19 protein-coding genes are annotated in these 21,106 nt (G+C 56.5%); 7 read left to right on the top strand and 12 right to left on the bottom strand.

The genetic code is table 11. The features are described from left to right. Positions 1-253: 253 nt before the first annotated feature. Both B2J69_RS10420 and B2J69_RS10415 read right to left on the bottom strand, forming a co-directional pair. A complete protein-coding gene (locus tag B2J69_RS10420; protein WP_407944738.1) occupies positions 254-814 on the bottom strand; it encodes an NlpC/P60 family protein in 561 nt (186 codons plus the stop codon). Positions 815-977: 163 nt separating this feature from the next. Beyond that, positions 978-1,889: a LysR family transcriptional regulator gene (locus B2J69_RS10415; RefSeq protein ID WP_081139156.1), complete on the bottom strand. Its 912-nt coding sequence runs from the start codon at positions 1,887-1,889 to the stop codon at positions 978-980. A 112-nt stretch (positions 1,890-2,001) separates the two neighbouring features. On the opposite strand from B2J69_RS10415, the gene hpxD reads away from it, so the two are divergent. The 4 genes from hpxD (at position 2,002) to msrA (ending at position 5,244) form a co-directional block, all read left to right on the top strand. Next, complete coding sequence (gene hpxD, locus B2J69_RS10410; protein ID WP_081139154.1) at positions 2,002-3,033, top strand: molybdenum cofactor-independent xanthine hydroxylase subunit HpxD; 1,032 nt, start codon at positions 2,002-2,004, stop codon at positions 3,031-3,033. Positions 3,034-3,044: 11 nt separating this feature from the next. After that, on the top strand, positions 3,045-4,010 hold the full coding sequence (locus B2J69_RS10405; RefSeq protein ID WP_081139152.1) for a PDR/VanB family oxidoreductase: 966 nt from the start codon (positions 3,045-3,047) through the stop codon (positions 4,008-4,010). A gap of 41 nt (positions 4,011-4,051) precedes the next feature. Then, positions 4,052-4,618, top strand: coding sequence for a flavin reductase family protein (locus tag B2J69_RS10400; RefSeq protein WP_167376571.1), 567 nt, complete (start codon positions 4,052-4,054; stop codon positions 4,616-4,618). Positions 4,619-4,710: 92 nt separating this feature from the next. Further along, the gene (gene msrA / locus B2J69_RS10395) at positions 4,711-5,244 is read left to right on the top strand and encodes a peptide-methionine (S)-S-oxide reductase MsrA (RefSeq protein WP_081139150.1); all 534 of its coding nucleotides are present in this window, start codon (positions 4,711-4,713) and stop codon (positions 5,242-5,244) included. A 46-nt stretch (positions 5,245-5,290) separates the two neighbouring features. Here msrA and B2J69_RS10390 read toward each other — a convergent pair whose 3' ends face one another. The 8 genes from B2J69_RS10390 to B2J69_RS10355 form a co-directional block, all read right to left on the bottom strand. Beyond that, positions 5,291-6,373, bottom strand: coding sequence for an acyltransferase family protein (locus tag B2J69_RS10390; RefSeq protein ID WP_081139147.1), 1,083 nt, complete (start codon positions 6,371-6,373; stop codon positions 5,291-5,293). 410 nt (positions 6,374-6,783) lie between these two features. Beyond that, on the bottom strand, positions 6,784-7,536 hold the full coding sequence (gene tcyN, locus B2J69_RS10385; protein WP_081139145.1) for an L-cystine ABC transporter ATP-binding protein TcyN: 753 nt from the start codon (positions 7,534-7,536) through the stop codon (positions 6,784-6,786). Beyond that, a complete protein-coding gene (tcyL, locus tag B2J69_RS10380) occupies positions 7,533-8,201 on the bottom strand; it encodes a cystine ABC transporter permease (RefSeq protein WP_081139143.1) in 669 nt (222 codons plus the stop codon). Before tcyL ends, tcyN begins: the two co-directional genes overlap by 4 nt. After that, on the bottom strand, positions 8,201-9,001 hold the full coding sequence (gene tcyJ / locus B2J69_RS10375) for a cystine ABC transporter substrate-binding protein (protein WP_081139141.1): 801 nt from the start codon (positions 8,999-9,001) through the stop codon (positions 8,201-8,203). The genes tcyL and tcyJ overlap by 1 nt, the downstream gene beginning before the upstream one ends. A gap of 108 nt (positions 9,002-9,109) precedes the next feature. Next, positions 9,110-10,096 (bottom strand): D-cysteine desulfhydrase, encoded by a 987-nt coding sequence (locus tag B2J69_RS10370; RefSeq protein ID WP_081139139.1) that lies wholly within the window; start codon positions 10,094-10,096, stop codon positions 9,110-9,112. 180 nt (positions 10,097-10,276) lie between these two features. Next, positions 10,277-10,780, bottom strand: coding sequence for a flagella biosynthesis regulatory protein FliZ (fliZ, locus tag B2J69_RS10365; protein WP_048785856.1), 504 nt, complete (start codon positions 10,778-10,780; stop codon positions 10,277-10,279). A 49-nt stretch (positions 10,781-10,829) separates the two neighbouring features. Next, complete coding sequence (locus B2J69_RS10360; RefSeq protein ID WP_081139137.1) at positions 10,830-11,552, bottom strand: RNA polymerase sigma factor FliA; 723 nt, start codon at positions 11,550-11,552, stop codon at positions 10,830-10,832. A 143-nt stretch (positions 11,553-11,695) separates the two neighbouring features. Further along, complete coding sequence (locus tag B2J69_RS10355) at positions 11,696-12,661, bottom strand: HNH endonuclease signature motif containing protein (protein ID WP_081139135.1); 966 nt, start codon at positions 12,659-12,661, stop codon at positions 11,696-11,698. A gap of 274 nt (positions 12,662-12,935) precedes the next feature. On the opposite strand from B2J69_RS10355, the gene B2J69_RS10350 reads away from it, so the two are divergent. Genes B2J69_RS10350 through B2J69_RS10340 form a run of 3 tightly spaced genes read left to right on the top strand, consistent with a single transcriptional unit; the run spans position 12,936 to position 16,374 of the window. Further along, the gene (locus B2J69_RS10350; protein WP_081139133.1) at positions 12,936-14,117 is read left to right on the top strand and encodes an ATP-grasp domain-containing protein; all 1,182 of its coding nucleotides are present in this window, start codon (positions 12,936-12,938) and stop codon (positions 14,115-14,117) included. Further along, positions 14,114-15,271 carry a Gfo/Idh/MocA family protein gene (locus tag B2J69_RS10345; protein WP_081139131.1) on the top strand — a complete coding sequence of 386 codons (1,158 nt, stop codon included), beginning with the start codon at positions 14,114-14,116 and terminating at the stop codon, positions 15,269-15,271. The genes B2J69_RS10350 and B2J69_RS10345 overlap by 4 nt, the downstream gene beginning before the upstream one ends. Beyond that, the gene (locus B2J69_RS10340; RefSeq protein WP_081139129.1) at positions 15,268-16,374 is read left to right on the top strand and encodes an FkbM family methyltransferase; all 1,107 of its coding nucleotides are present in this window, start codon (positions 15,268-15,270) and stop codon (positions 16,372-16,374) included. The genes B2J69_RS10345 and B2J69_RS10340 overlap by 4 nt, the downstream gene beginning before the upstream one ends. 49 nt (positions 16,375-16,423) lie before the next feature. Here the strand turns inward: B2J69_RS10340 and B2J69_RS10335 are convergent, their stop codons facing one another. Together B2J69_RS10335 and B2J69_RS10330 are read right to left on the bottom strand one after the other, a co-directional pair. After that, positions 16,424-17,575 (bottom strand): DegT/DnrJ/EryC1/StrS family aminotransferase, encoded by a 1,152-nt coding sequence (locus tag B2J69_RS10335; RefSeq protein WP_081139127.1) that lies wholly within the window; start codon positions 17,573-17,575, stop codon positions 16,424-16,426. A 33-nt stretch (positions 17,576-17,608) separates the two neighbouring features. Continuing rightward, on the bottom strand, positions 17,609-21,034 hold the full coding sequence (locus B2J69_RS10330) for a glycosyltransferase family 2 protein (protein ID WP_081139123.1): 3,426 nt from the start codon (positions 21,032-21,034) through the stop codon (positions 17,609-17,611). Positions 21,035-21,106: the final 72 nt, after the last annotated feature.

Genomic DNA, 21,106 nt, shown 5'->3' with positions numbered 1-21,106 from the left:
CGGTCGCAGGGATGCGACAGGCAGTTCGGGTAGGCCTGGATGGCCGTACCCGAACGGTCCGGCTGGCACGACGTTGCAGCCGAAGGCACCGCGCAGCGGCGCGAGGACGGCCCGGCAGCAGAGGAGGCGCAGTGGCCCGCACCAGCATGCTCACACGCATATAAAAAAAGCCGCCATTTAGAGACAATAGCGGCCTTATCTGAACATGAGCTTAACTGACATGCATTACGCCAGAAGGCGGGCTGATTGCTGCTTACTTACGCGCCAGTGTCATGCCGCTGCCCTTATTCAGGGTGATCTGCGCGTTGTACTCTTTCGGCAGCCGTCGCGCCTGATAGAAGACGCGATGCCAGTAAGGATTGTCGAGCGCGGAACGGATCACGCCCTGGCTGACCGAGGCGTGAAAGAAATGACGATCGGTATCATAGAAGCCCACGTGCATGCCGCCGTTGATGCGGAAAAAGACCAGATCCCCCGGCTGCATATCGCCTGGAGCAATGCGTTTGCCCATCTTCAGCAGTTCCGTGGTGGTGACGCGGTCCATCGGCAGGTTAAAGCGATCTTTCAGGGTACGCCAGACAAAGCCGGAACAGTCGACGCCGGAGAGTTCCGTCCCGCCCCACTGATACTGCGTGCCGTGCCAGGTGTGCATCTGGTCATGCAGCGCCGCCACAACCGGAATCAGGTCGGGCTGGTCGCCAAGGCTCTCATCGCCCATCGAACGCTCATTCTGCGCCGAGGCGTCGGTGGCGTGGCGGGAACATCCGCCAAGCAGAAATGCGGAGGTGAACACAAGGATCAGCAGAGGTCGCAGCGTCTTCATGGTGTGAGGGGAAGCCCTAAGCAGGTTGGCGTGGTAGAGGACTTATAGCGTAATTACAGGTTTCGCTAAACCTGCCCCCTTCCCGCTTTACGTTAATTTACAAAAAGCGTCGCCGCTGCGCGCTATTCGCTGATTTTAAGACAAATAATGGCGCTTAACCCGTCACCGCCAGCGACTCGATTACCCCCGTCAGATGCTGGATCACCTGCTGGGCGGCGCGCGACAGCTGGCGCGACGGCGCGCAGCACAGCGCCAGGGTGAGCGGCCGCACGCTGCTGTCGCGCAGCGGAACAAACAACAGCGCGCCGCGCGCCACCTCGTCCATCACATCCAGCAGGCTAAGGATGCTGATGCCGCTGCCCTGCTTAATCAGCGACTTAATCAGGCGGATATCGTTGCAGGTAATGACGTTTTCCGGCTGCAAATTATGCCGCCGATAGAGCATCTCCACCCGTTCATGCACCACCAGCGGCGCGCCAGGAATAATATGCCGTTCCGCGCTGAGCTGGCCGGTGGAGAGCGTGGCGCACGCGCTGAGCGTATGCCCGGCGGGCAACACCACGCCGACCGGCAGCTCGGCAAAGGCGATGACGCTCAGCCCCGCCTGCGCCTGCGGGTCGAGCACCAGCCCGGCGTCCAGCTCCGCCAGCCGCACCTGCTCGCCGATCTGCGCGCTGTCGTGCACGCTAAGGTCGAGACGCAGCCAGGGATGCAACTGCGCGATCTGCGACAGGGCGTCGGCGATCGCTCCTTCGTTCAGCGCCTGGATCAGGCCGAGCGTGACGCGGCCGCGCCGCAGGCCCTGAATTTCATCGAACCGCTGGCGCGTGCGCTGATACTCGCGCCGCCAGCGCCGCAGGTCGTCCAGCAGCAGCTCGCCGGCGCTGGTCAGGCGCATACCGTCGGGCAGACGCTCAAACAGCCGCATGCCCAGCTCCTCTTCCGCCTGCAAAATCTGCCGGTTAATCGCCGAGGCGGAGACGTGCAGCTGCTCCGCCGCCTTGCGCAAACTGCCGCTGCGCGCCACCTCAAGGAAGTAGTGGGAAAAGCGAGAAAAAGGAAGCATCGGGACCTGTACTGTTTATCGCAACACGTTGCTGAAAAAACGATGATGGATCGCCGCACTCCTTTTTGTCCACACTGTTCTTATCCTGTTTATCCCCTGAAGGGTGACCGCTATGAATCAACCTGCGCCTCCGGCCCACTGTACCTTTGAACCCGATGACTGGCTGCGGCTGGCGCGCTGCTGGCATCCGGTCGCGCGCGTCTGCGATGTCGGCCCGGCGCCCACCAAAGCGGTGCTGCTCGACGAGCAGCTGGTGCTCTACCGCATAAATGGGCAGATAGTCGCGGCGAAAGATGTCTGCCCACATCGCGGCGTGCCGCTGACGCTGGGCTTTCACGACGAGCACGGCATTATCTGCCCCTATCACGGGCTGCGCTTTGGCGAGGAGGGCCGCTGCAACCGCATTCCCTCCAGCCCTAACCAGCCGGTGCCCGCCAAGCTCAACCTCACCGCTTTCCCGGTCGAGGAGCGCTTTGGTCTGGTCTGGGTCTGCCTGGCGCCGGATGCGGAGCGTCCCGCCGCGCTGCCGACCATGCCGCACTGGCAGGACGCCGGGTTTCAGCAGATCACCTGCCCGCCTTTTGACGTCGCTGGCTTTGCCGGTCGCCAGGTAGAAGGCTTTCTCGACGTGGCGCATTTCGCCTGGGTGCACAGCGAAACCTTTGCCGACCCCGACAATCAGGAGGTGCCGCCCTACTCCCCGATCGAAACCGAGTATGGCTTTGCGGTGGATTACTGGAGTTCCGTCTCTAACTTTGCGGCGAACTCGGAGCAGCAGGCGCCAGAAGGCTTTCAGTGGCTGCGCCATTTTGAGATGCATCTGCCCTTTACCGCCACCCTGACGGTGCATTTCCCCGACGCGGCGCGGCTGGTGATTATGAATGCCGCCTCGCCGGTCTCGGCACGCAAAACGCGCATGTTCGCGCCCATCGCGCGAAACTTCGATCTGCATATTCCGGTTGAGGAGGTGCACGCCTTCAACCACCGCGTCTTTGAAGAGGACAGGCTGATGGTCGAGACGCAGATGCCGGAGCGCCTGCCGCTCGATCTGACGCTGGAGGCGCATATTCCCGCCGACCGCAGCTCTATCGCCTACCGTCGCGGCCTGAAAAAAAGGGGCTACGGCGACTTTTTCCTGGTTTAGGAGAGCAACAGATGAGCACGATTACGGTTGTCGTCGACGGGCTGTCGCGTCAGGGACGCCACGCCATCGCGCTGAGTCTGGTGCGCGAGGATGGCGAACCCCTGCCGCGCTGGGAAGCGGGCGCGCATATCGACGTGCAGCTCGGCAACGGGCTGACGCGGCAATATTCGCTGACCGGATCCCCGGCGCGCCAGGATCGCTACCTGATTGGCGTCGGGCTGGCCGCCGAATCGCGCGGCGGCTCGCGCTATATTCATCAGCAGCTGCGCCTCGGCCAGCGGCTGACCATCTCCCACCCGCGCAACCTGTTCCCGCTGGTGGCAGCCAGCCGCGTGGTGCTTATCGCGGCGGGCATCGGCCTGACGCCGCTGCTGGCGATGGCGCAGCAGCTGGAAAAGGACGGCGTCGCCTTTTCGCTGCACTATTATGTGAAGCAGCGTCAGGACGCGGCCTTTGCGCGCCAACTGCTGCAGCCGTTCCGGCACGGCTATGGCGAGATCCTCTGCAGTGACGAGGGTCACAGCCCGCGTCACGCGCTGCCCGAGGCGCTGCGCGCGCCCGAGCCCGACGCGCGTCTCTATCTCTGCGGCCCGCACGGCTTTATGACGCACCTGCAGCAGCAGGCGCAGACGCTGGGCTGGCTGGCGGATCGCATCCACACCGAGGCCTTCGCCGCCGCCGCGCCGCTGCCCGCGCCGGGCCGCGACGAAAGTTTTGTCGTCACGCTTGCCTCCTCTGGCGCCAGCTGGCCGGTGCCGGCGGACAAAACCATCGCCCGCGTGCTGCTGGACAACGGCGTCGACGTGCCGCTCTCCTGCGAAATGGGCCTGTGCGGCGCCTGTCTGACACCGGTGCTCTCGGGCGAAGCGGATCACCGCGACACCGTGCAGTCGGAGGCGGAAAAATCTGCGTCGCATCAACAAATCGCGCTCTGCTGCTCGCGCAGCCGCAGTAAAGCGCTGGTGATCGACCTGTAGCTTCTACACTTAAAGGCATCGCCCCGACACAAGGAGATGCCATGAGTCACCGTCTGCACAAAACCGCCTTTCCGGTCAGCAAGGCGCGTAAATATCTCGAGCCTGGCCCGGTGCTGCTGCTCAGCTCGCAGTTTGAGGCGCACAGCGACATTATGACGCTCGGCTGGCATACGGTGCTGGAGTTCTCACCGTCGCTGGTCGGCTGCATGATCTCCAGCATGAATCACAGCCATGCGCTGATCCGCGACAGCGGGCAGTGCGTGCTTAACGTCCCTTCAGCAGATCTGATCGACAAGGTGGTCGCCATCGGCAACAGCCACGGCGACAAGCTGGATAAGTTCGACGCCTTCGATCTCACCGCCGAACCCGCCAGCGTGGTTAACGCCCCGCTGATCGGCGAGTGTTTCGCCAGCTTTGAGTGTCAGCTCTATGACGACTCGATGGTGGACAACTACAACCTGTTTATCTTCGAGATTGTGAAGGCGCACGTGGCCGACGAGCCGGAGTTTCCCCCGACGCTGCACTATACCGGCGAGGGACGCTTCACCATCATGGGCGATCGCGTACTGGATCGCAGCGGCCAGTTTAAACCTGAGATGCTGATTTAGCCGCGCGCTGAGGATTCTCGCCCGCTGCGGCTTGAAAAGGCGCGCCGCCGTCCCTACTCTCTCTTTCTCGACCTCGACAGGAGTTAAGCATTATGGCAATCGAATACGCAGTGATCGCAGGCGGCTGTTTCTGGTGTACCGAAGCGGTTTTTAAAGATGTGATCGGCGTGGAGTCGGTTGAAAGCGGCTATACCGGCGGCGCGCGCCCCAACCCGACCTATGAGCAGGTGTGCAGCGGCGCGACCGGTCATGCAGAAGCGATTCGCGTGGGATTCGATCCCGAGAAAGTCAGCTATGGCGACCTGCTGGATATCAGCTTCGCCACCCACGATCCTACGCAGCTTAACCGCCAGGGCAACGATATCGGCACCCAGTATCGCTCCGCCATCTTCCCGGCCACGCCGGAGCAGGAAGCGGAAGCGGTCGCCGCCATCGCACGCGCGCAGCAGGATCATCAGGACCCGGTGGTCACCACCATCGAGCCGCTTAAAGAGTGGTATCCCGCCGAGGCCTATCATCAGGATTACTGGGACGGTGCCGGCCAGCGCAACGGCTACTGCATGGCGGTGATCCCGCCGAAACTGCAGAAGCTGCGCAAAAGCTTCGCTAACCGGGTGAAGAGCTAACCTCCGCCTGATCGACTCAGCCCCGCCTGCGCGGGGCTTTTTTTATTCAGGCGGCGGCGCGACGGCGTTTCAGCCCGATCAGCGTCGGGAAGATAAACAGCGACTGGCCGAGACCGCGATTAGTGAGCGACCACACCGCCACCGAGCAGAGCGAGCAGAGGCCGACAATCGCCAGCGGATAGAGACAGGCCCAGAGAAAAGAAAACCAGGCGTGCTCGAACAGGTGGTGACGCTGGGCGAACAGGATCGCCGACATGCCGAAGAACTCGATAAAGATGCGGTGGATCACATAGATTTGCAGCGTGTTGCGCCCGATCCAGTTCATGTAGGTCATGCTGAAATGCTGATTCAGCCAGCGGCAGGCCGCCACGCTGACCAGCACCGCGATAATGCACATAAACAGGCTTTTATCGAGGCCGAAGATAACATGGACGCCGGCGAGCGCCGCCAGTATCGCCCAGGGCGTCCAGTTTTCACGGCGCCATTCACTCAGGCGCAGCATCAGCGGGCTCCAGAATACGCCCAGCAGGAAGAACAGGAAATATTGCGCCACGCTCTGCGGCCCCCAGAAGGGAATAATTTTCTCTACCGCCAGATAATTGAGCAGCACGGCAACCGCCAGCAGGGCCACTTTATGCTGGCGAAAGATCTTGGCGCAGAGGAAATAGATGCCCAGCCCGTAGAGATACCAGGAGGTGCTCATCGCCATAAAGGTCAGCTTGAGAAATTCAAACAGCGAACCGGCATAGGCGGCGTTGAGGTTTTGCGATATCCGCTGGCCGGTAATTTCCGTAGAGATGCCGACAATCGACCACCACTGAATAAAGCCCCACAAAATGTAGAGATAAAACAGATTGGTGATACGGCTGGTAAACACCTGTTTCCACGGGCGATTGAGAATGCCATTGGTGGCCAGCAAACCGGAAACGAAAAAGAAGGCGGGCATACGCAACGGCGACAGCACCGTATTGAACTGAACCCACATCTCCGCCGGGATCCAGCCCGCTGAGAGATAGCGAAGCGTGCCTTCAAAGCCAGGCAGCACCGTATGGTAGAGCACCACCAGCAATATACAGGCGCCTTTCAGGGTATTCACCCAGGCTATTTCATCTGACTTATTTTGGCTCATGATTCGACTCCTGCTGTGTAGGTCAGAAATTAAAAAGAGAAAAGAGAATATGGGAATATAGCTTTTAGGATTGTCTGGGGATTATTCTCTATCCCATTGCCGCTGACTCTAGCGAAAGTCTTAAAAGTTTTGCGCTGGACCTGAATTAACAATGCTTTACTCGTTTCGCTTTTTCTTTACAATTCGCGCTGGTCACGCTTTTTCAGTTAGCTGTTAACCACTAAGCGGCAATCGCAGCGAAATATCGCTATGCTTTGCCGCGACGCTAAATAGGAGTAAACCTGATGAAGAGAAACCATATATGGGTGTTTTAACGCAATAATAATGAAATACTTTGCACCAAATGGTTTAAGGGAATTATAAAAGATGTGATAGCGGAAAAATAAATACGCCTCCGAAGAGGCGTAGGGTTACTGATTAAGGAATTTGTCGAGAAACTGACGGGTGCGCGCCTGCTGCGGATTGCTGAACAGCGCTTTTGCCGCGCCCTGCTCAACAATGCGGCCCTGATCCATAAAAATCGCCCGGTCCGCGACGTCGCGGGCAAAGCTCATCTCATGGGTGACGATCACCATGGTGCGCTTCTCCTGCGCCAGCGCGCGAATGGTGTTGAGCACCTCGCCCACCAGCTCGGGATCGAGCGCCGAGGTCGGCTCGTCGAACAGGATCACCTGCGGTCGCATCGCCAGCGCGCGGGCAATGGCGACGCGCTGCTGCTGACCGCCGGAGAGACGCCGCGGGAAGCTGCTCTCTTTGCCCTGCAGGCCCACTTTTTCCAGCAGCGCGCGGGCGCGCGCCTCCGCTTCCCCTTTCGCTTCGCCTTTGACGATCACTGGCCCTTCAATGATGTTTTCCAGCACCGAACGATGGGGAAACAGATTGAAGTTCTGGAACACAAAGCCGACCTGCTGGCGCAGCCTGCGCACCTGCTCTTTCTGCTTCGTCTGCGCCAGCCTGGCGTCGATGGCGATGTCGCCAACCTTGATGGTGCCGCTGTCCGGCGTCTCCAGCAGGTTGATACAGCGCAGCAGCGTGGTTTTGCCCGATCCGCTTGGGCCGATAATCGCTACCACTTCGCCCGACGCCACCTCAAGATCGATGCCGTGCAGCACCGTCTGGCCGTTAAAGGTCTTCACCAGTTTGCTGATTTCGATGGCGCTCATTTCGCCTCCTCATCCTGACGGTTGACCCGTTTTTCCAGCCGGTTCTGCAGCGCCGACAGCAGGGTCGCCATCACCCAGTAGATCAGCGACGCCGCCAGATACATGGTGAAGACCTCCAGCGTGCGCGAGGTGATCAGCTGCGCCTGACGGAACAGCTCCGGCACCTGAATCGTGGCCGCCAGCGACGTATCCTTCACCAGGCTGATAAAGCTGTTGCCGAGCGGCGGCAGTGCGGTGCGCGCCGCCTGTGGCAGGATCACCCGACGCAGCGTCTGCCAGCGCGTCATGCCGATGCTCGCCGCCGCTTCCCACTGCCCGCGTTCGATAGCGGCAATGGCGCCGCGCAGCGACTCCGAGGCGTAGGCAGCGGTGTTGAGCGACAGACCGATCATTGCCGAGGGAATGGGATCAAGCTCGATGCCGAACTGCGGCAGGCCGTAGTAGATCATAAACAGCTGGGCGATCAGCGGCGTGCCACGAAACACCGAGACGTAGAAGCGCGACAGCAAGCTGACCGGCCAGAAGTGCGACAGCCGCATCAGCGCCAGCACGAAGCCGAGCAGCAGGCCGAAAAACATGCCGCCGATGCTCAGCTCCAGCGTAAAGAGCGCGCCTTTGAATAAAAAAGGTGCTGAATCCAGCACCAGTTTGAGGCTTTCCTGCATTACTTAGTCACATCCGCGCCGAACCATTTTTCAGAGAGTTTGGTCAGCGAACCATCTTTCTGCATGGCGGCGATCGCCTGATTGATGGCGTTAAGCAGATCCTCGTTGCCTTTACGCAGCGCAACGCCTGACTCCAGACGCGAGAACGGCGCGCCCGCTACGGCCATGGTGTCGCCGGTTTTCTTCACCAGATCCAGCGCGGCCAGGCGGTCGACCAGAATCGCGTCGAGACGACCAGAGCGCAGATCCTGATATTTCGTCGGGTCGTCATCATAGGTGCGGATATCAACGCCTTTTACGTTGTCGCGCAGCCACTGCTCGTAGTTAGAGCCGAGGCCAACGCCCACTTTTTTACCCGCCAGGTCTTCCGGCTTGCTGATGGTGCCCGCTTTGGCTTTCATGGTCAGCGCCTGCACGCCGGAGATAGTGTACGGGGTAGAGAAGTCATATTTTTTCTTGCGCTCGTCGGAGATGGTCACCTGATTGATCACCACGTCGATGCGCTTCGAATCGAGCGACGCCAGCATGCCGTCCCATTTGGTCGGCTGCAGTTTGGCCTTCACGCCAAGATGCTGCGCCAGCTGCTCAGCAAACTCCACTTCAAAGCCAGTGAGTTTGCCGCGCTCATCCTGAAAGCTGAACGGCGGATAGGTGCCTTCCAGCCCGACGCGCAGCTCGCCTTTGTCTTTGACCTGCGCCAGCAGGTTCTCCGCTGCGTGCGTCTTGAGGTTAACGCCGGCAATCAGCGCCACCGCCATCACGCTCATCGCCAGATGGCGACCAACACGAGAAAAAATCATAATTACCCCATTTATTAGTATGTGATGTGTGTGTCGTCAGGCAGCGCGTGCGCGACGCCTGGTCCTGCGGAATAACTCGCGAAGTATAAACGTTTTTTTTCCGCTTGCTCAGACCGAAGGATGATAAGCAAATAACGCCGGCGCACCGCCGGTATGCACAAACAGCAGCGGCCCGTCGCGGCGGAAGCGATTCTGGCTGATGCCGTCCAGCAGCCCCGCCATCGCTTTGCCGGTGTAGACCGGATCGAGCAGGATGCCTTCCAGCCGCGCCAGCAGTTTCACCGCCTCCATGCCCTCTTCGTTCGGCTCGCCGTAGCGCGGCGCAAAGTAGTCGTCCCACAGCGTGACGGACGCGGTGCTGGTGAGCTCCAGCCTGCCGATCAGCTGCTGACGCAGGCTGTCGACCACCGCCAGCTGCTGTTCCGCCCTGCGCGACACGGTGACGCCAATTACCTCGGTTTGCGGCAGCAGCTGCTCCAGCCCCACCGCCAGCCCGGCATGGGTGCCGGCGCTGCCGGAGGCCACCACCACCGCGGCGTAATCGACCACGCCTTCGCTCTGATGGGCGATCTCCTGCGCGCATTCGATATAGCCGAGCGCGCCCAGCCAGTTGGAGCCGCCGACCGGCACGATATAGGGACGAAAGCCCTGCGCTTCGAGGCGTTCCGCCTGCGCCGCCAGCTGCGCCGCCGGATTATCCAGCGCCTCGACCAGCATGATTTCGCAGTCGAACAGATCCAGCAGCAGCCGGTTGCCGTTGCTGAGGTAGTTCTCTGCCTGGGTGCCGATTGGGTTCTCCAGCAGCGCGACGCACTTCAGGCCGAGCTTAGCGGCGACGGCGGCGGTCTGGCGCACATGGTTGGACTGAATGGCGCCCGCGGTCAGCAGCACGTCGGCGCCTTCGCGCAGCGCATCCGCTGCCAGAAACTCCAGCTTGCGCAGCTTGTTGCCGCCGAGAGCAATCGGCGTGACATCGTCACGTTTTATAAAGATGTCGCGTCCGACATAGTCGGAAAGGCGCGGCAGATGCTCCAGCGGCGTCGGCGCGCCGAGCAGTTCAAGACGGGGATACTGATGAAGAAGGTGTAAAGACAAGGCGGCCTCCAGGGCTGTCACAGTAATCTTTACAGTGTTGCAGAAGTTGCTGCCGGGATCATCCGGCATTGCGCGGAAAAGAGACGGTCAGAAGATAATAACCGCCCTGTCAGAGCAGGAATTGCCGTCTGACGCGTCTCTGCCTGGGCAGAGACGATCAGCATGTCCGTTCTCTGGCCGCTAGCTGCGCTGCCACCCCAAAAACTGGTCATATTTGCGCAGCGCAATGCGGTAGTTATTATTCCCCGCATCGGGCAGATCGTTTTCCAGGCACTCGTGCCAGCTGTTGCCGCTCAGGCGGTCGGCCGGGAAATTTTTGGCCTTAAGCATATCGTCCAGGCGACGCAGCCTTACCACATATTCGCGGATAGTGCTGTGGCTCATTTCCGTCTGCTCAAACAGATACTGCTTGAATGCCATAATGTCGAAGTAATTAGGATGCGTATTGCAAAAAATATCACTACAGAAACGGCACAGCGCGGTCAGTTCAGGCTGTAATTTCAGCCATAGCTGCTCATCAATCATCTGGTCCATGCGCGCAATGGCCTCTTTATTGATGATCTGACCGCGAAACACCAACGCCATGCGGTCAAGAACTTTGCCGCAGTGTGAACAGTGACTCTGGCTGTGTTTGTAGTCTTTAAGATAACGGCTTAAAGGTCTGGCTTTGGATTTGGCTCCCATTGCTGAGTCCCCGGTTTTATTATTTTTAGATCGCCAGGAACTGAGGCCGTCAGCGCGCTCCCGTAAGTCGGGCACGCAGGCGTTTGATCGCCTGACTGTGCAGTTGGCTGACGCGTGATTCACCCACGTCGAGTACCGCTCCAATCTCTTTCAGGTTCAGTTCTTCCTGGTAGTACAGTGTCAGCACCATCTTTTCGCGATCGGGTAAGGCTTCGATCGCGTCGATAACGCGTTCACGCAGATTCCCTTCCAGCAGCTGATGCAACGGGTTGGCTTCTTCATGCCCTTCCGTGACCAGCTCCGCACTGTCGCCGTGTTCTTCCCGATACTCGTCGTAGGAAAAGAGCTGGCTGTTATTGGTATCCAGCAAAATCTGCCGGTACTCTTCTAGCGAAACATTCAGCCGATCGGCTACCTCCTGCTCGGTGGCGGCACGTCCCATCATCTGTTCGACCTGATGCATCGCGCCCGCGACCTCGCGCGCGTTGCGGCGCACGCTGCGCGGCGCCCAGTCGCGGCTGCGAAGCTCATCCAGCATTGCGCCACGGATGCGCTGCACGGCGTAGGTGGTGAATGCTGTCCCCTGCAGCGCGTCGTAACGCTCCACAGCATTCAGCAAGCCAATGCCACCGGCCTGCAGCAGATCGTCAAGCTCAACGCTGGCTGGCAGACGTACCTGCAGACGCAATGCTTCGTGGCGCACCAGCGGGACGTAGCGCTGCCAGAGCGAATGTTTATCCATCACGCCTTCGGCGGTATAGAAATCGTTCACGTTGACTACCCTGCGTTAATGAAGTTATCGGCAGGATTATCCAATTCTGTAGGGGGATTGATTGGGGGAATAGGCGGGCAAAAGCGAGGTTATTTCATTTTTGTTATGTCAGGGAGCGGATTGTTCCGCTCCCTGCGCGTCGTTTAGGCTGATACGCGCAGCCGCTGCCGCGTGGCGGGCGGCACCTGGTCCCAAAGTGCGCATACCTGCCCCTCAAGCGCCTGATAATAAGGGCTTATGCTTTGCCGGGTTTCGGCGTCGGGATGAAAACGGATCTGGCCAGATTCACCATCGATGCTTATCAGTTTATTGATAAACAGGCGCTGCAGGTCGCTGCGCAGAAACAGGCCGTTGTCGGCGCTGTTGTCGGCGAGCGATCCCTCCTCGTTCTCCCGCGTGTCGATATGGCACGCCTCAACCCAGGGCCAGCTGTGGCGATCGGTCAGGCGCGTGCCGGTCATCACGCAGCCGCCATAGCGCGCTTTGACCGCCGCCAAAAACTCCGCCTGGCTGGCGCGCTGAAAGACCCGCGTCTTCACACGACGCCCCACCTCCATGCCCGCCATCACCGCCGTTGGTGCCTTGTGCAGCGGCGTGCTCAGCACCACCATAAACTGGATGCGACGCGAGAGCGGGAAACAGGGATGCGACTGGGGGTCAAAGAGCTGCCAGTAAGCGTCATCTTCATCCTCGCGCATCAGCACCAGCTGATAGCCGCGGCTGGCGAGCAGGTTCTGCGCGGTGGCGGAGTGAGGATCGATCATGGCGTAGACCCGGCTGTCGCCCATCACCTGCCAGAGCGCGTCGCGCGACGCCTCGCTGCGGCGAAAATAGGCAAAGGGCTGCTGCGACTTCAGGTAGTGCTCAAAACGGCGCAGATAGTTTTTGCGTTCGTTGTCGTCGGAGATAAACAGCAGATCTTCCAGCGGGCTGTTGCTCTCTTCGCTGGCGAAGACCGCGCGAATGCGTAGCGTGCGATAGCTGGTGGACGGGCTCAGCAACCCGCGTACGGTGAGCGCCTTCTCCTCGGGATGCTGCTGCGCGTAACGCAGCGCAATCTCGTCGAAGGTTAAACGCTCGCCGGGTAACAAGTCATAATTGAAGCGCATGGACACTCCAGAAGTGTGAAATAGTACAAATCAGCAACCTTTCTTTTTTATTCTTATCGGCAGCTCAGGCAGGTTCTGTAATGGTTTAATGCGCTGTGCCATAGCCGACTGGTTCTATATCAATCTCACCACAAAAAGGCCTTCAACAGGTGCTGCAATGAAAGCGTCAGAAACTGCCGAATTAAGCCTAAAATTGTGCTTGTTCAAGCCATCGGTGCCTTAGCCAGCTGAATAGAATATTCGACAGAATTTGTTCAGGCTAAGGTTGGACGCTATGTCTCACTCCTCGCGGGCGCTGTTGTTAGATGCGGGATTTGCATCGTTGCCCTTTCTCGACGTATTACGCCAGTATGGCTATCGCACCGCTGTGTGCGGTACAAAATTGCAGGATCCGGGTCATCGCTTCGCTGATGAGAGCTGCCCAATTAATTACGCTGATGTTCAACAGGTATTAGCGCTCTGTCGAGAGCATCAGATCGACGCGCTGTTGCCGGGCGTCACTGACGTCTCTTATTTGACCGGAGCGCGCGTTGCGGCGGAACTCGGCTTTTCCGGTTTTGACTCGCCTGACATCAGTGATGTGCTATTCCAAAAAGATCAGTTTCGTCACTGGGCGCAGGCCCATCACTTCCCCGTACCGGCGGCGGTCAGCACACTGAAGGAAAGTGAAACGCTGTCACTACCATTAATGGTTAAGCCGGTTGACGCATACAGCGGGCTTGGCATTAGCCGCATCAGCGCGCGCGCGCAGCTGCCTGACGCGTATCAGGCTGCACGCCTCGCCTCGCGCAGCGGCGAGGCAATAATAGAGCAGTTTATTGAGGGAACGCTGCATAGCCACTCTGCCTTTATTCGCAACGGTGAAATCGCCTGTGAATTTTTTGTCGATGAGTTCTGTACCGTTTATCCATGGCAGGTCAATAGCAGTTCGCTCACGACTCAGCTTACTGAAAAAATACAGGATCGAGTAAGCGATTGTCTGGCCTCGCTGGCTGCCCAGCTTAAACTGCGTGATGGTTTGCTGCACACGCAGTTTATGACCAATGGCCATGATTTTTGGCTTATTGAGCTGACGCGACGCTGTCCCGGCGATCTTTATAGCCGCCTGATTACGCTTTCTACTGGCGTGCCCTATAGCCATCACTTTGTCGATCCTTTCATTGGCCGAAAAAATGCTTTCACCCTGCGTCGTCCGCCTCGCCAGCGATATATTGCTCGTCATACCATATCCAGCAGCCAAAGCATCTTTTTCCCCGGCTTTCAGTTTTCTGCAATGCCAGCCGAAATTATTGACGTCATTCCACTTAAATTGCCTGGTGAAAGACTTGAACCAGCACCGCGCGATCGCGCAGGGTTAGTTTTTGCAGAGTGCGACTCGCTGGCTACGCTGGCCACTCTGACACCGCAGTTAAACCGCTATCTTAATTTACCGACGGCAGAGGAAACGAAAGTATGACTCGCCCACTTAATATTGCCTTTCTGGGCGGTGGTGTGAATTCAGCTATCGGACAGACGCATAAAATCGCCAGTCAGATGGATGGCGAGTTTGTGCTTGTCGCTGGCTGCTTCAGCCGCGATGCGCAGATCAACCACGCCACTGCCGAGGCATGGGGCATTGCGCCAGCACGCGTCTACGCCAGTAGTGAAGCACTGTTGGCTGCTGAATATCAGCGTCTGGACGCGGTTGTGATTCTGACACCCACCCCTAACCATGAACAGGATATAATCAACTGCCTTGACGCTGGCGTCACCGTAATATGTGAAAAAGCGCTGGTGGATTCCGTTGCTAGCGCTAAAAAAGTGAGCGAGGCGTTACTGCGTACTGGCGGCCGACTGTTTGTGACCTATAACTACAGCGGCTATCCCATGGTTCGGGAACTCCGGCAGCGCATTGCTGCAGGCGAGTTAGGCAATATACAGCAAATACTGGTTGAGATGCCTCAAGAGGGATTTATCCGATGCGCTCAGTCTGGTGAGGTTGCTCGCCCCCAAGCCTGGCGTCAGGCAGACAGCATAATTCCTACCCTCTCCCTTGATCTGGGCGTACATATCCATCAACTGGTGGATTTCATTGCTCAGCGGCAGGCAATCGACGTTTACGCTGTTCACAGCCATTTTTCCTCACTGCCCAATATTATTGATACGGTACATGCAGTATCACGATATGAAGGCGGGCTTGTCTGTCAGTACTGGTACGGCAAATCAGCGCTGGGTTATCGCAACGGTTTACGTATTCGGGTGCTGGGCGATAAAGGAAGCGCTGAATGGCTCCAGATGGAACCAGAGTCGCTGAAGCTGACCAATACTTACGGCAAAATCAGCCTTATTGATCGCACAGATCACGATAATCACATTGCACATCATCCGCGCTATTGCCGCTTCAAAGCGGGGCATCCTGCTGGCTTCATTGAGGCTTTTGCTAACTACTACGTTGATATCGCCCATGCCCTGCGCGGCGATCAAAACAGCTACTGTCAGGGCATAACCACCGCGCTTGCTGGGCTGCTGTTTCTGGAAACGGCGCATGCCAGCGCAACGCTGCAGCGAAAAGTCGATTTTATTTGCGAACCCCAAGCTGCCCAGCCTGTCACTGAAGGGATATTTGAATGAGCTTTATGTCGCTAATTAATCAGGACTCGAATATTTTCATTCATAGTCTGGCATTAATGAAAAAAAATGGTTATCCCATCGTTTTGACTGGCGCAGGTTGCCTGGCTCAAATGACGTTAGACTTTATGGACAGGGAAGCATTGAACGTTAATCATATTGCCGTCAATGATGCCTGGTTAACAACTGAAACGCGTTTAAACGGACGGCAAGTTGAATCACTGGAAAGCCTCGCCTCGTTACCCACACCGCATAACTATATAGTTGCACTGCAATATGTTACGCCAGAATTACGTGCCTTACTGGCAAAAAACGGTGCTGAGGTGCTGATATTCGATCCTTCTTTTATTGGGGTGAATACATGCGACTATTTAACCTACGAATACGTTGATAAGCATCAACATGCTTTTGCTTCCTTGTATGAGCAACTGGGCGATGATCGCTCGCGCCAAACATTAATCGCATTTCTAAATCAACGTATTAGCGCACGCCATGGCGCCTATGCTGACGTATTTGAACCCATACATTATTTTCCTGCCGATCTCATTACCTTTAAAGAAAATGAGATTTTTATTGACTGTGGCGCCTATAACGGCGACAGCATAGCAGCATTTTTAAAGGCTTTACGTAGTCAGGGAATATCTCAAGCTGCAGGTATTATTGCATTTGAACCGGATGAAAAGAATTATCAGGCACTGGTCAAAAATACGGCCTCAGTTCCCAACTGTCGGAATGTGAAAAAAGGCGTATGGAGTAGCGATACGACGCTCTATTTTTCATCTGGGCTGGCGTTAAGTTCAAAACTGAGCGAGCAGGTTACAGAAGAATCAATCGAACTTGCGGCGCTTGATAGTATCGTCAAGGATGAAAAAGTAACCTTTATAAAAATGGACGTCGAAGGCGCAGAGCTGGAAGCTCTTAAGGGAGCCAGCCATATTTTGCAGAACCATCGACCTGTCCTGGCGATCAGCGTCTATCATAAACCCGATGATCTATTAGCTATACCTGCGTACATCCAGTCCGTGAACGAAAACTATCGCTTTTATCTGCGCGCCCATCACCCATTGCATGCTTTTGAATTAGTGCTTTACGCCCTCCCGGCCTGATCAACAATCATCCCCCTCGCGGGGGATGATTATCCATTGACGAAAAATATTAAGCCGCAGCAATCTGCCCTGCTTCAAGCACAATATCCACTATGCGCTGTTGCTCAGCATCGCTCAGCGTTGGGTGTACTGGCAAGCAGAGCACCCGTTGTGATGTCTGGCTAGCGTTCGGCAGGTTGTCACTGCTCGATGATGGATAACCTTTATACATAGGGAACTCAGATATCAGCGGAAAGAAGTAACGGCGAGCGTAAATACCTGCATCTTTCATTTTCTGATAAAGCTGATCGCGCGTCAGTGGAAAATGTTCTGGATGAATGAATACAGGACAATAGGCATAGTTCCAGTCAGTTTGCTCATCCGGTGCCAGTAACGTTAAACCGGGAACTGAGCCCAAAGCGTCGCAGTAACGCTCGTAGATGCGCTGACGCGTAGCAAAAGCATCATCAACGTGCTTCAACTGCAACATACCGAACGCAGCTTGAAACTCACTCATTTTCCCATTAATGCCCGCTGCGACTACGGTCGTTTCATCTGCAAAGCCAAAATTCTTGAGATAATCGATCCGTCGCTTGATCTTCTCGTCCGGACAAATAATCGCGCCGCCTTCGAAGGTGTTAAATACTTTGGTTGCGTGGAAACTCAGTACCGAAAGATCGCCGTGATTAAGAATGCTAACCCCATTGCGTTTTACCGCAAACGCATGTGCCGCATCGTAAATAACGCGCAGGCCATAAGTGTCTGCGATGCGCTGAATCTCCTCTGTCTCGCAAGGCAAGCCGTAACAGTGTACAGGCATAATCGCGCTGGTTTGCGGGGTAATCGCCGCTTCGATTTTCTTTGGATCAAGGTTGCAGGTAACCGGATCGATATCGACGAATACAGGTTTTATGCCGTTCCAGAGCAGTGAATGGGAGGTCGCCACAAACGAATAGGGTGTGGTAATAACCTCACCGCCCACGCGCAGCGCCTGCAGGGCTGTCATTAACGCCAGCGTTCCGTTTGAAAACAAGCAGATATGCTTAACACCTAAATAGTCGGCCAGCGCCGCCTCTAACGCCTGATGATAGGGACCGCCGTTTGTCAGATATTTACTCTGCCAGATACGCTCCAGATAAGGTATGAACTCCTCAAGCGGCGGCAGTAAAGGACTGGTCACCAGAATATTATTATTGTCGTAATGCGGCGCGATTTTATTCATCTTAAGCCCCTTAATGGCGTACAGGTTGGGCGTTCATGGCAGAGTCAGTCCAAGATACTGCCAGAAGGAAGATAAGGTTGATGTTGACAGCTGGCTGGCTTCGTCAGGCAAAGCGACTGGAGGCAGACAGGGAGAAAGATGCAGCGCGTGCAACGCCGCTATCCATGCATGTTCTTTATTACGTACGCGATGTGCGTGCCATCGGTGCGTCAGCGATTTGATGTCACTGCACAGTGCCGGAATCCCGGCAGCCTGTAGCTGAAGCAGCAAATAGTCATCTTTGAAGCGGTTCTCTTCGCTGTTCAGCCTGAACAGCACGGCAATGTTCAGCTGCAATCTGTCTAAATCGTGCAAGGAAATCGTACATGCGCCAGCCCGATGCGATGAACAAATAAACGGCATCCAGCCTTGAGGGACCGCGCCCCAGACAATCCAGTCTATAAAGCTGCTGGTAGTCGCGACAATGTGATGAAAAAAGCGTGCATCTTCCCCACTCATTTCTCGCGTATCAATAAAGGCGCGTAGCCGCTTACTGCGCGCCGCCGCAGTCGGAGGGCAATCAGGCATGGCGACAAGAGCTGGAATCGTCACGGCACACTGTTTGCGCTTTTCCAGCCACCGTTTCTGCTCTTCGCTAAAGACTAGCCAGCGATGGCAGACTTTAGCTGCCATCAGCGAGGCGATAAGAGGTGATTGCAGCGAAGCTTCTGGCAAAAGATAAACTGGCGTGTCAGCCAGATTAAGCAACGCCTCAATTTTGTCGCCTTTGCCGTTTGCTGCATCCTGGGCAATGATCAGCAGGTCAGGCTGCAAGCGCACCAGCACTGCACTCAATGGCAACCCTTCATAGGTCAACAATGCAATAAGCTGACGACTCGCCATTTCCTGTAACAGCGACAGCAGGCGTTCGCTATAGGGCTGAGGCTTTTCGCTATGAATAAAGACCACCAACGGTACCTGCGCCTGCGTTAGCCATTTTTGTTTTAGCGCTTCATCAATACTGAAAGGGGCACCATCCAGTGAAAAGTAAGGATGGTAGCCGGGATCGCAAATCAGCTCGCGCCCCCAGCGGTGGATCAAAGATTGTGCGTCGGCGCTGAATGGATTTATGCCGCGGGGGCGTTCATCGCTAGCCACAACGCTATGCGGCGTCCATATCGTCTCAAAGCCCGCCTGGTTCGCTTTCAGGGCAAAGTCCAGTTCCGCCATGACCAGTTCATGAAATGTTTCATCCAGCCCATCCAGCGTCTGCCAGCAGGCGGTTCGAATAAGCAGGCACTGGCCATCAAGTAGCCGCTGAAGACGATCGCTTTGCAAATAGCCGTTCATGGCAAAAGAATCCCAACGTTCGCCCTGCCCAATATGCTCCGCCACGCCGCGATAGCCTGCAATCAAGCCAGCCGAAAGAATTTGCTGTTCGGTGTTGATGAGTTTAGGACCCACGAGCCCGACTTTTGCTCTAAGCCCATGATTCATCAGCCGCGTTAGCCAGTCTTCATGGATGAAAATGATATGCGCTTCAACGAAAAGCAAAAATTCGCCGCGCGCCTGTCGCGCTGCGATATTACGCAGCTTTATTGGCTGCCAGTCGAGTGTGGTTTGCATGACGCGAATGCGCAGCGGATCGATAGAGGCGAGGCCGTCAAGCCAACGGTTAAGCTCCATATCGTCGTGCTGGTGATTCACTACCAGCAGCTCTACCTCTGGCCAGTTGTTAAACTGTAAAAAACGCGTTACGCAGCGCTCAAGCTGCGACAAAGAGTTTCCAGCTAAAATTATCAATGACACCAGCGGTAAATGAGCGTGCCCATATAATATTTGCATCGGCTGGTCAGGATGGGGCGCGACGATGCAGGCTGCGGGATAGCCCTGCAGCTGAACGATTTTTTCCAGCGCGCATTGGGTCTGCTGCCATTCAACGTCACCGGTTGAGACCGCCGGTAGCATGCAGAGCACATCAGTAAAATGCCGTATCGACTGTTCGCCGTAGTGCATATAAACATGCGCGGCGATCTGCGCTTCTAACGCCAGCGGATATCCAGACACCGCCGGCAAAAATTGCTGTAGGGCTGCGCATGAAATTAAGCCCCGCTTGAGATAGAGCGTCGGTGATGCGCTAAACAGATCCCAGTTGAAAGCGGGTTTGAAATGTGGCTGAGGAAGCCCTGCGTCGTCGAGCCACAACTCATCAGCAAAGATAACGTAGCTATCTTTTTGCGTGACAATGAAGCGCGCCAGTCCCGGCCAGCTTTCAGCCGTATAGAAGCTGCCAGCGGGCAAACAATGTAGCCAGTCAAAGCGCTGCCGAGTTGCCTGTTCAGCGAGCCAGCTAGGCCACTTTTCCAGCGATACGCTGTCACAGGGGCCGGCTAGCGGAGCATGCTGCGTGATAATCACAATCTGCAGCGCGGCCGGATGGGCTCTGAGCGTCGCCAGCGTCATATCAAGCCGTTCAGGATGAGCGCTATCATCGAAGATCGCCACCAGCAAACGCGGTGCTTCTTGAGGTATCGATTTTTGCCGCAACAGGGGGGCAAGGTGCCGACTTACCAGCCAGTTCTCCAGTCGGCCATCAATGATCGTTTGCTGATGTTTTTTGGCCGCCTGCTGCGTCAACTGCACCAGTGTTTCAATCTGCACATCCGTCTGCTCGCGGCGCTTGAGCAAAATCTCTCGCATCTGCCAGAGATTTTGTCGCATGGCGTGCAACGTTTCAGGCCGATCGTCCCAGCAAAATCCTACTGCACTGTTATCTGCTAAAGTGGCTTCAGTCAGGGCGTATTTTTCATATCCCTTTACGGAAAGCGCCACGACTGGCGCGCCGCATAAAATTGCCAGCAGCGCTGTCCCGGACGACTCGAAGGTGTAAAAGGTGCGCGCGCATTTAAGCTTTTCCGCCAGCTGCTGCAGCGTCAGCGGATGTTGCATTGACAAAATTTCGATGCCGGGCGGCAATGTGGAAAAATCGATGCAGGATACGGGTACGCGGTTGAGATAGAGCAGGTCGATGTTTTTTTCCCGACCATCGTCTTTGAACAGCTCAAGGTCGTAAAATTCAAGATTCAGCAAGCGCGGCTGATAAGTTTTTTCCGCAAACTCAGGGCGAAACCAGAAAAAAATATCGTCGGGATGCGCATCAAGCGAATTGCCATTGATCACTCCCTCACGGTTTAGCATATAGCGAACCACGACCGGCGCTTGATGAACGTTGCCGCTAACGACTTCAGGATAGATGGTGATAAACACCCCGCCGCGCTGGCGATATGCCATTAACTCGCGTCCGGAAATCGTCGGAGTATTCCACTCAGGATTGACTGAGCAGTTCAGCATCCATGCTTGTCTGCCGCGCTCGTTGAGCATATGACACAAGCGGTGCATAACCTGAACGCCGGCCGAAGAGTCCCGGTAATCAGGCGCAACGATGAAGTAGGGGAAGTTTTCGTCCTGGAGCGTTGTCATAGCTAAACGTATCTTTTTGGCTGCGTCACGGGCAATATCGCCTATGTTAAAGCCTGCACAACGCGGCCAATC

Source organism: Pantoea latae (genome assembly GCF_002077695.1).
Lineage (GTDB): Bacteria > Pseudomonadota > Gammaproteobacteria > Enterobacterales > Enterobacteriaceae > Pantoea > Pantoea latae.
The sequence above is the reverse complement of the archived record's forward strand: the minus strand, read 5'-3'. Positions and strand labels throughout refer to the sequence as shown.

Coding starts and splice junctions, on each gene's coding strand:
- B2J69_RS10415 (WP_081139156.1), bottom strand. CDS start 1,889: ATGCTTCCTTTTTCTCGCTTTTCCCACTACTTCCTTGAGGTGGCGCGC.
- hpxD (WP_081139154.1), top strand. CDS start 2,002: ATGAATCAACCTGCGCCTCCGGCCCACTGTACCTTTGAACCCGATGAC.
- B2J69_RS10405 (WP_081139152.1), top strand. CDS start 3,045: ATGAGCACGATTACGGTTGTCGTCGACGGGCTGTCGCGTCAGGGACGC.
- B2J69_RS10400 (WP_167376571.1), top strand. CDS start 4,052: ATGAGTCACCGTCTGCACAAAACCGCCTTTCCGGTCAGCAAGGCGCGT.
- msrA (WP_081139150.1), top strand. CDS start 4,711: ATGGCAATCGAATACGCAGTGATCGCAGGCGGCTGTTTCTGGTGTACC.
- B2J69_RS10390 (WP_081139147.1), bottom strand. CDS start 6,373: ATGAGCCAAAATAAGTCAGATGAAATAGCCTGGGTGAATACCCTGAAA.
- tcyN (WP_081139145.1), bottom strand. CDS start 7,536: ATGAGCGCCATCGAAATCAGCAAACTGGTGAAGACCTTTAACGGCCAG.
- tcyL (WP_081139143.1), bottom strand. CDS start 8,201: ATGCAGGAAAGCCTCAAACTGGTGCTGGATTCAGCACCTTTTTTATTC.
- tcyJ (WP_081139141.1), bottom strand. CDS start 9,001: ATGATTTTTTCTCGTGTTGGTCGCCATCTGGCGATGAGCGTGATGGCG.
- fliZ (WP_048785856.1), bottom strand. CDS start 10,780: ATGGGAGCCAAATCCAAAGCCAGACCTTTAAGCCGTTATCTTAAAGAC.
- B2J69_RS10355 (WP_081139135.1), bottom strand. CDS start 12,661: ATGCGCTTCAATTATGACTTGTTACCCGGCGAGCGTTTAACCTTCGAC.
- B2J69_RS10350 (WP_081139133.1), top strand. CDS start 12,936: ATGTCTCACTCCTCGCGGGCGCTGTTGTTAGATGCGGGATTTGCATCG.
- B2J69_RS10345 (WP_081139131.1), top strand. CDS start 14,114: ATGACTCGCCCACTTAATATTGCCTTTCTGGGCGGTGGTGTGAATTCA.
- B2J69_RS10340 (WP_081139129.1), top strand. CDS start 15,268: ATGAGCTTTATGTCGCTAATTAATCAGGACTCGAATATTTTCATTCAT.
- B2J69_RS10335 (WP_081139127.1), bottom strand. CDS start 17,575: ATGAATAAAATCGCGCCGCATTACGACAATAATAATATTCTGGTGACC.
- B2J69_RS10330 (WP_081139123.1), bottom strand. CDS start 21,034: ATGACAACGCTCCAGGACGAAAACTTCCCCTACTTCATCGTTGCGCCT.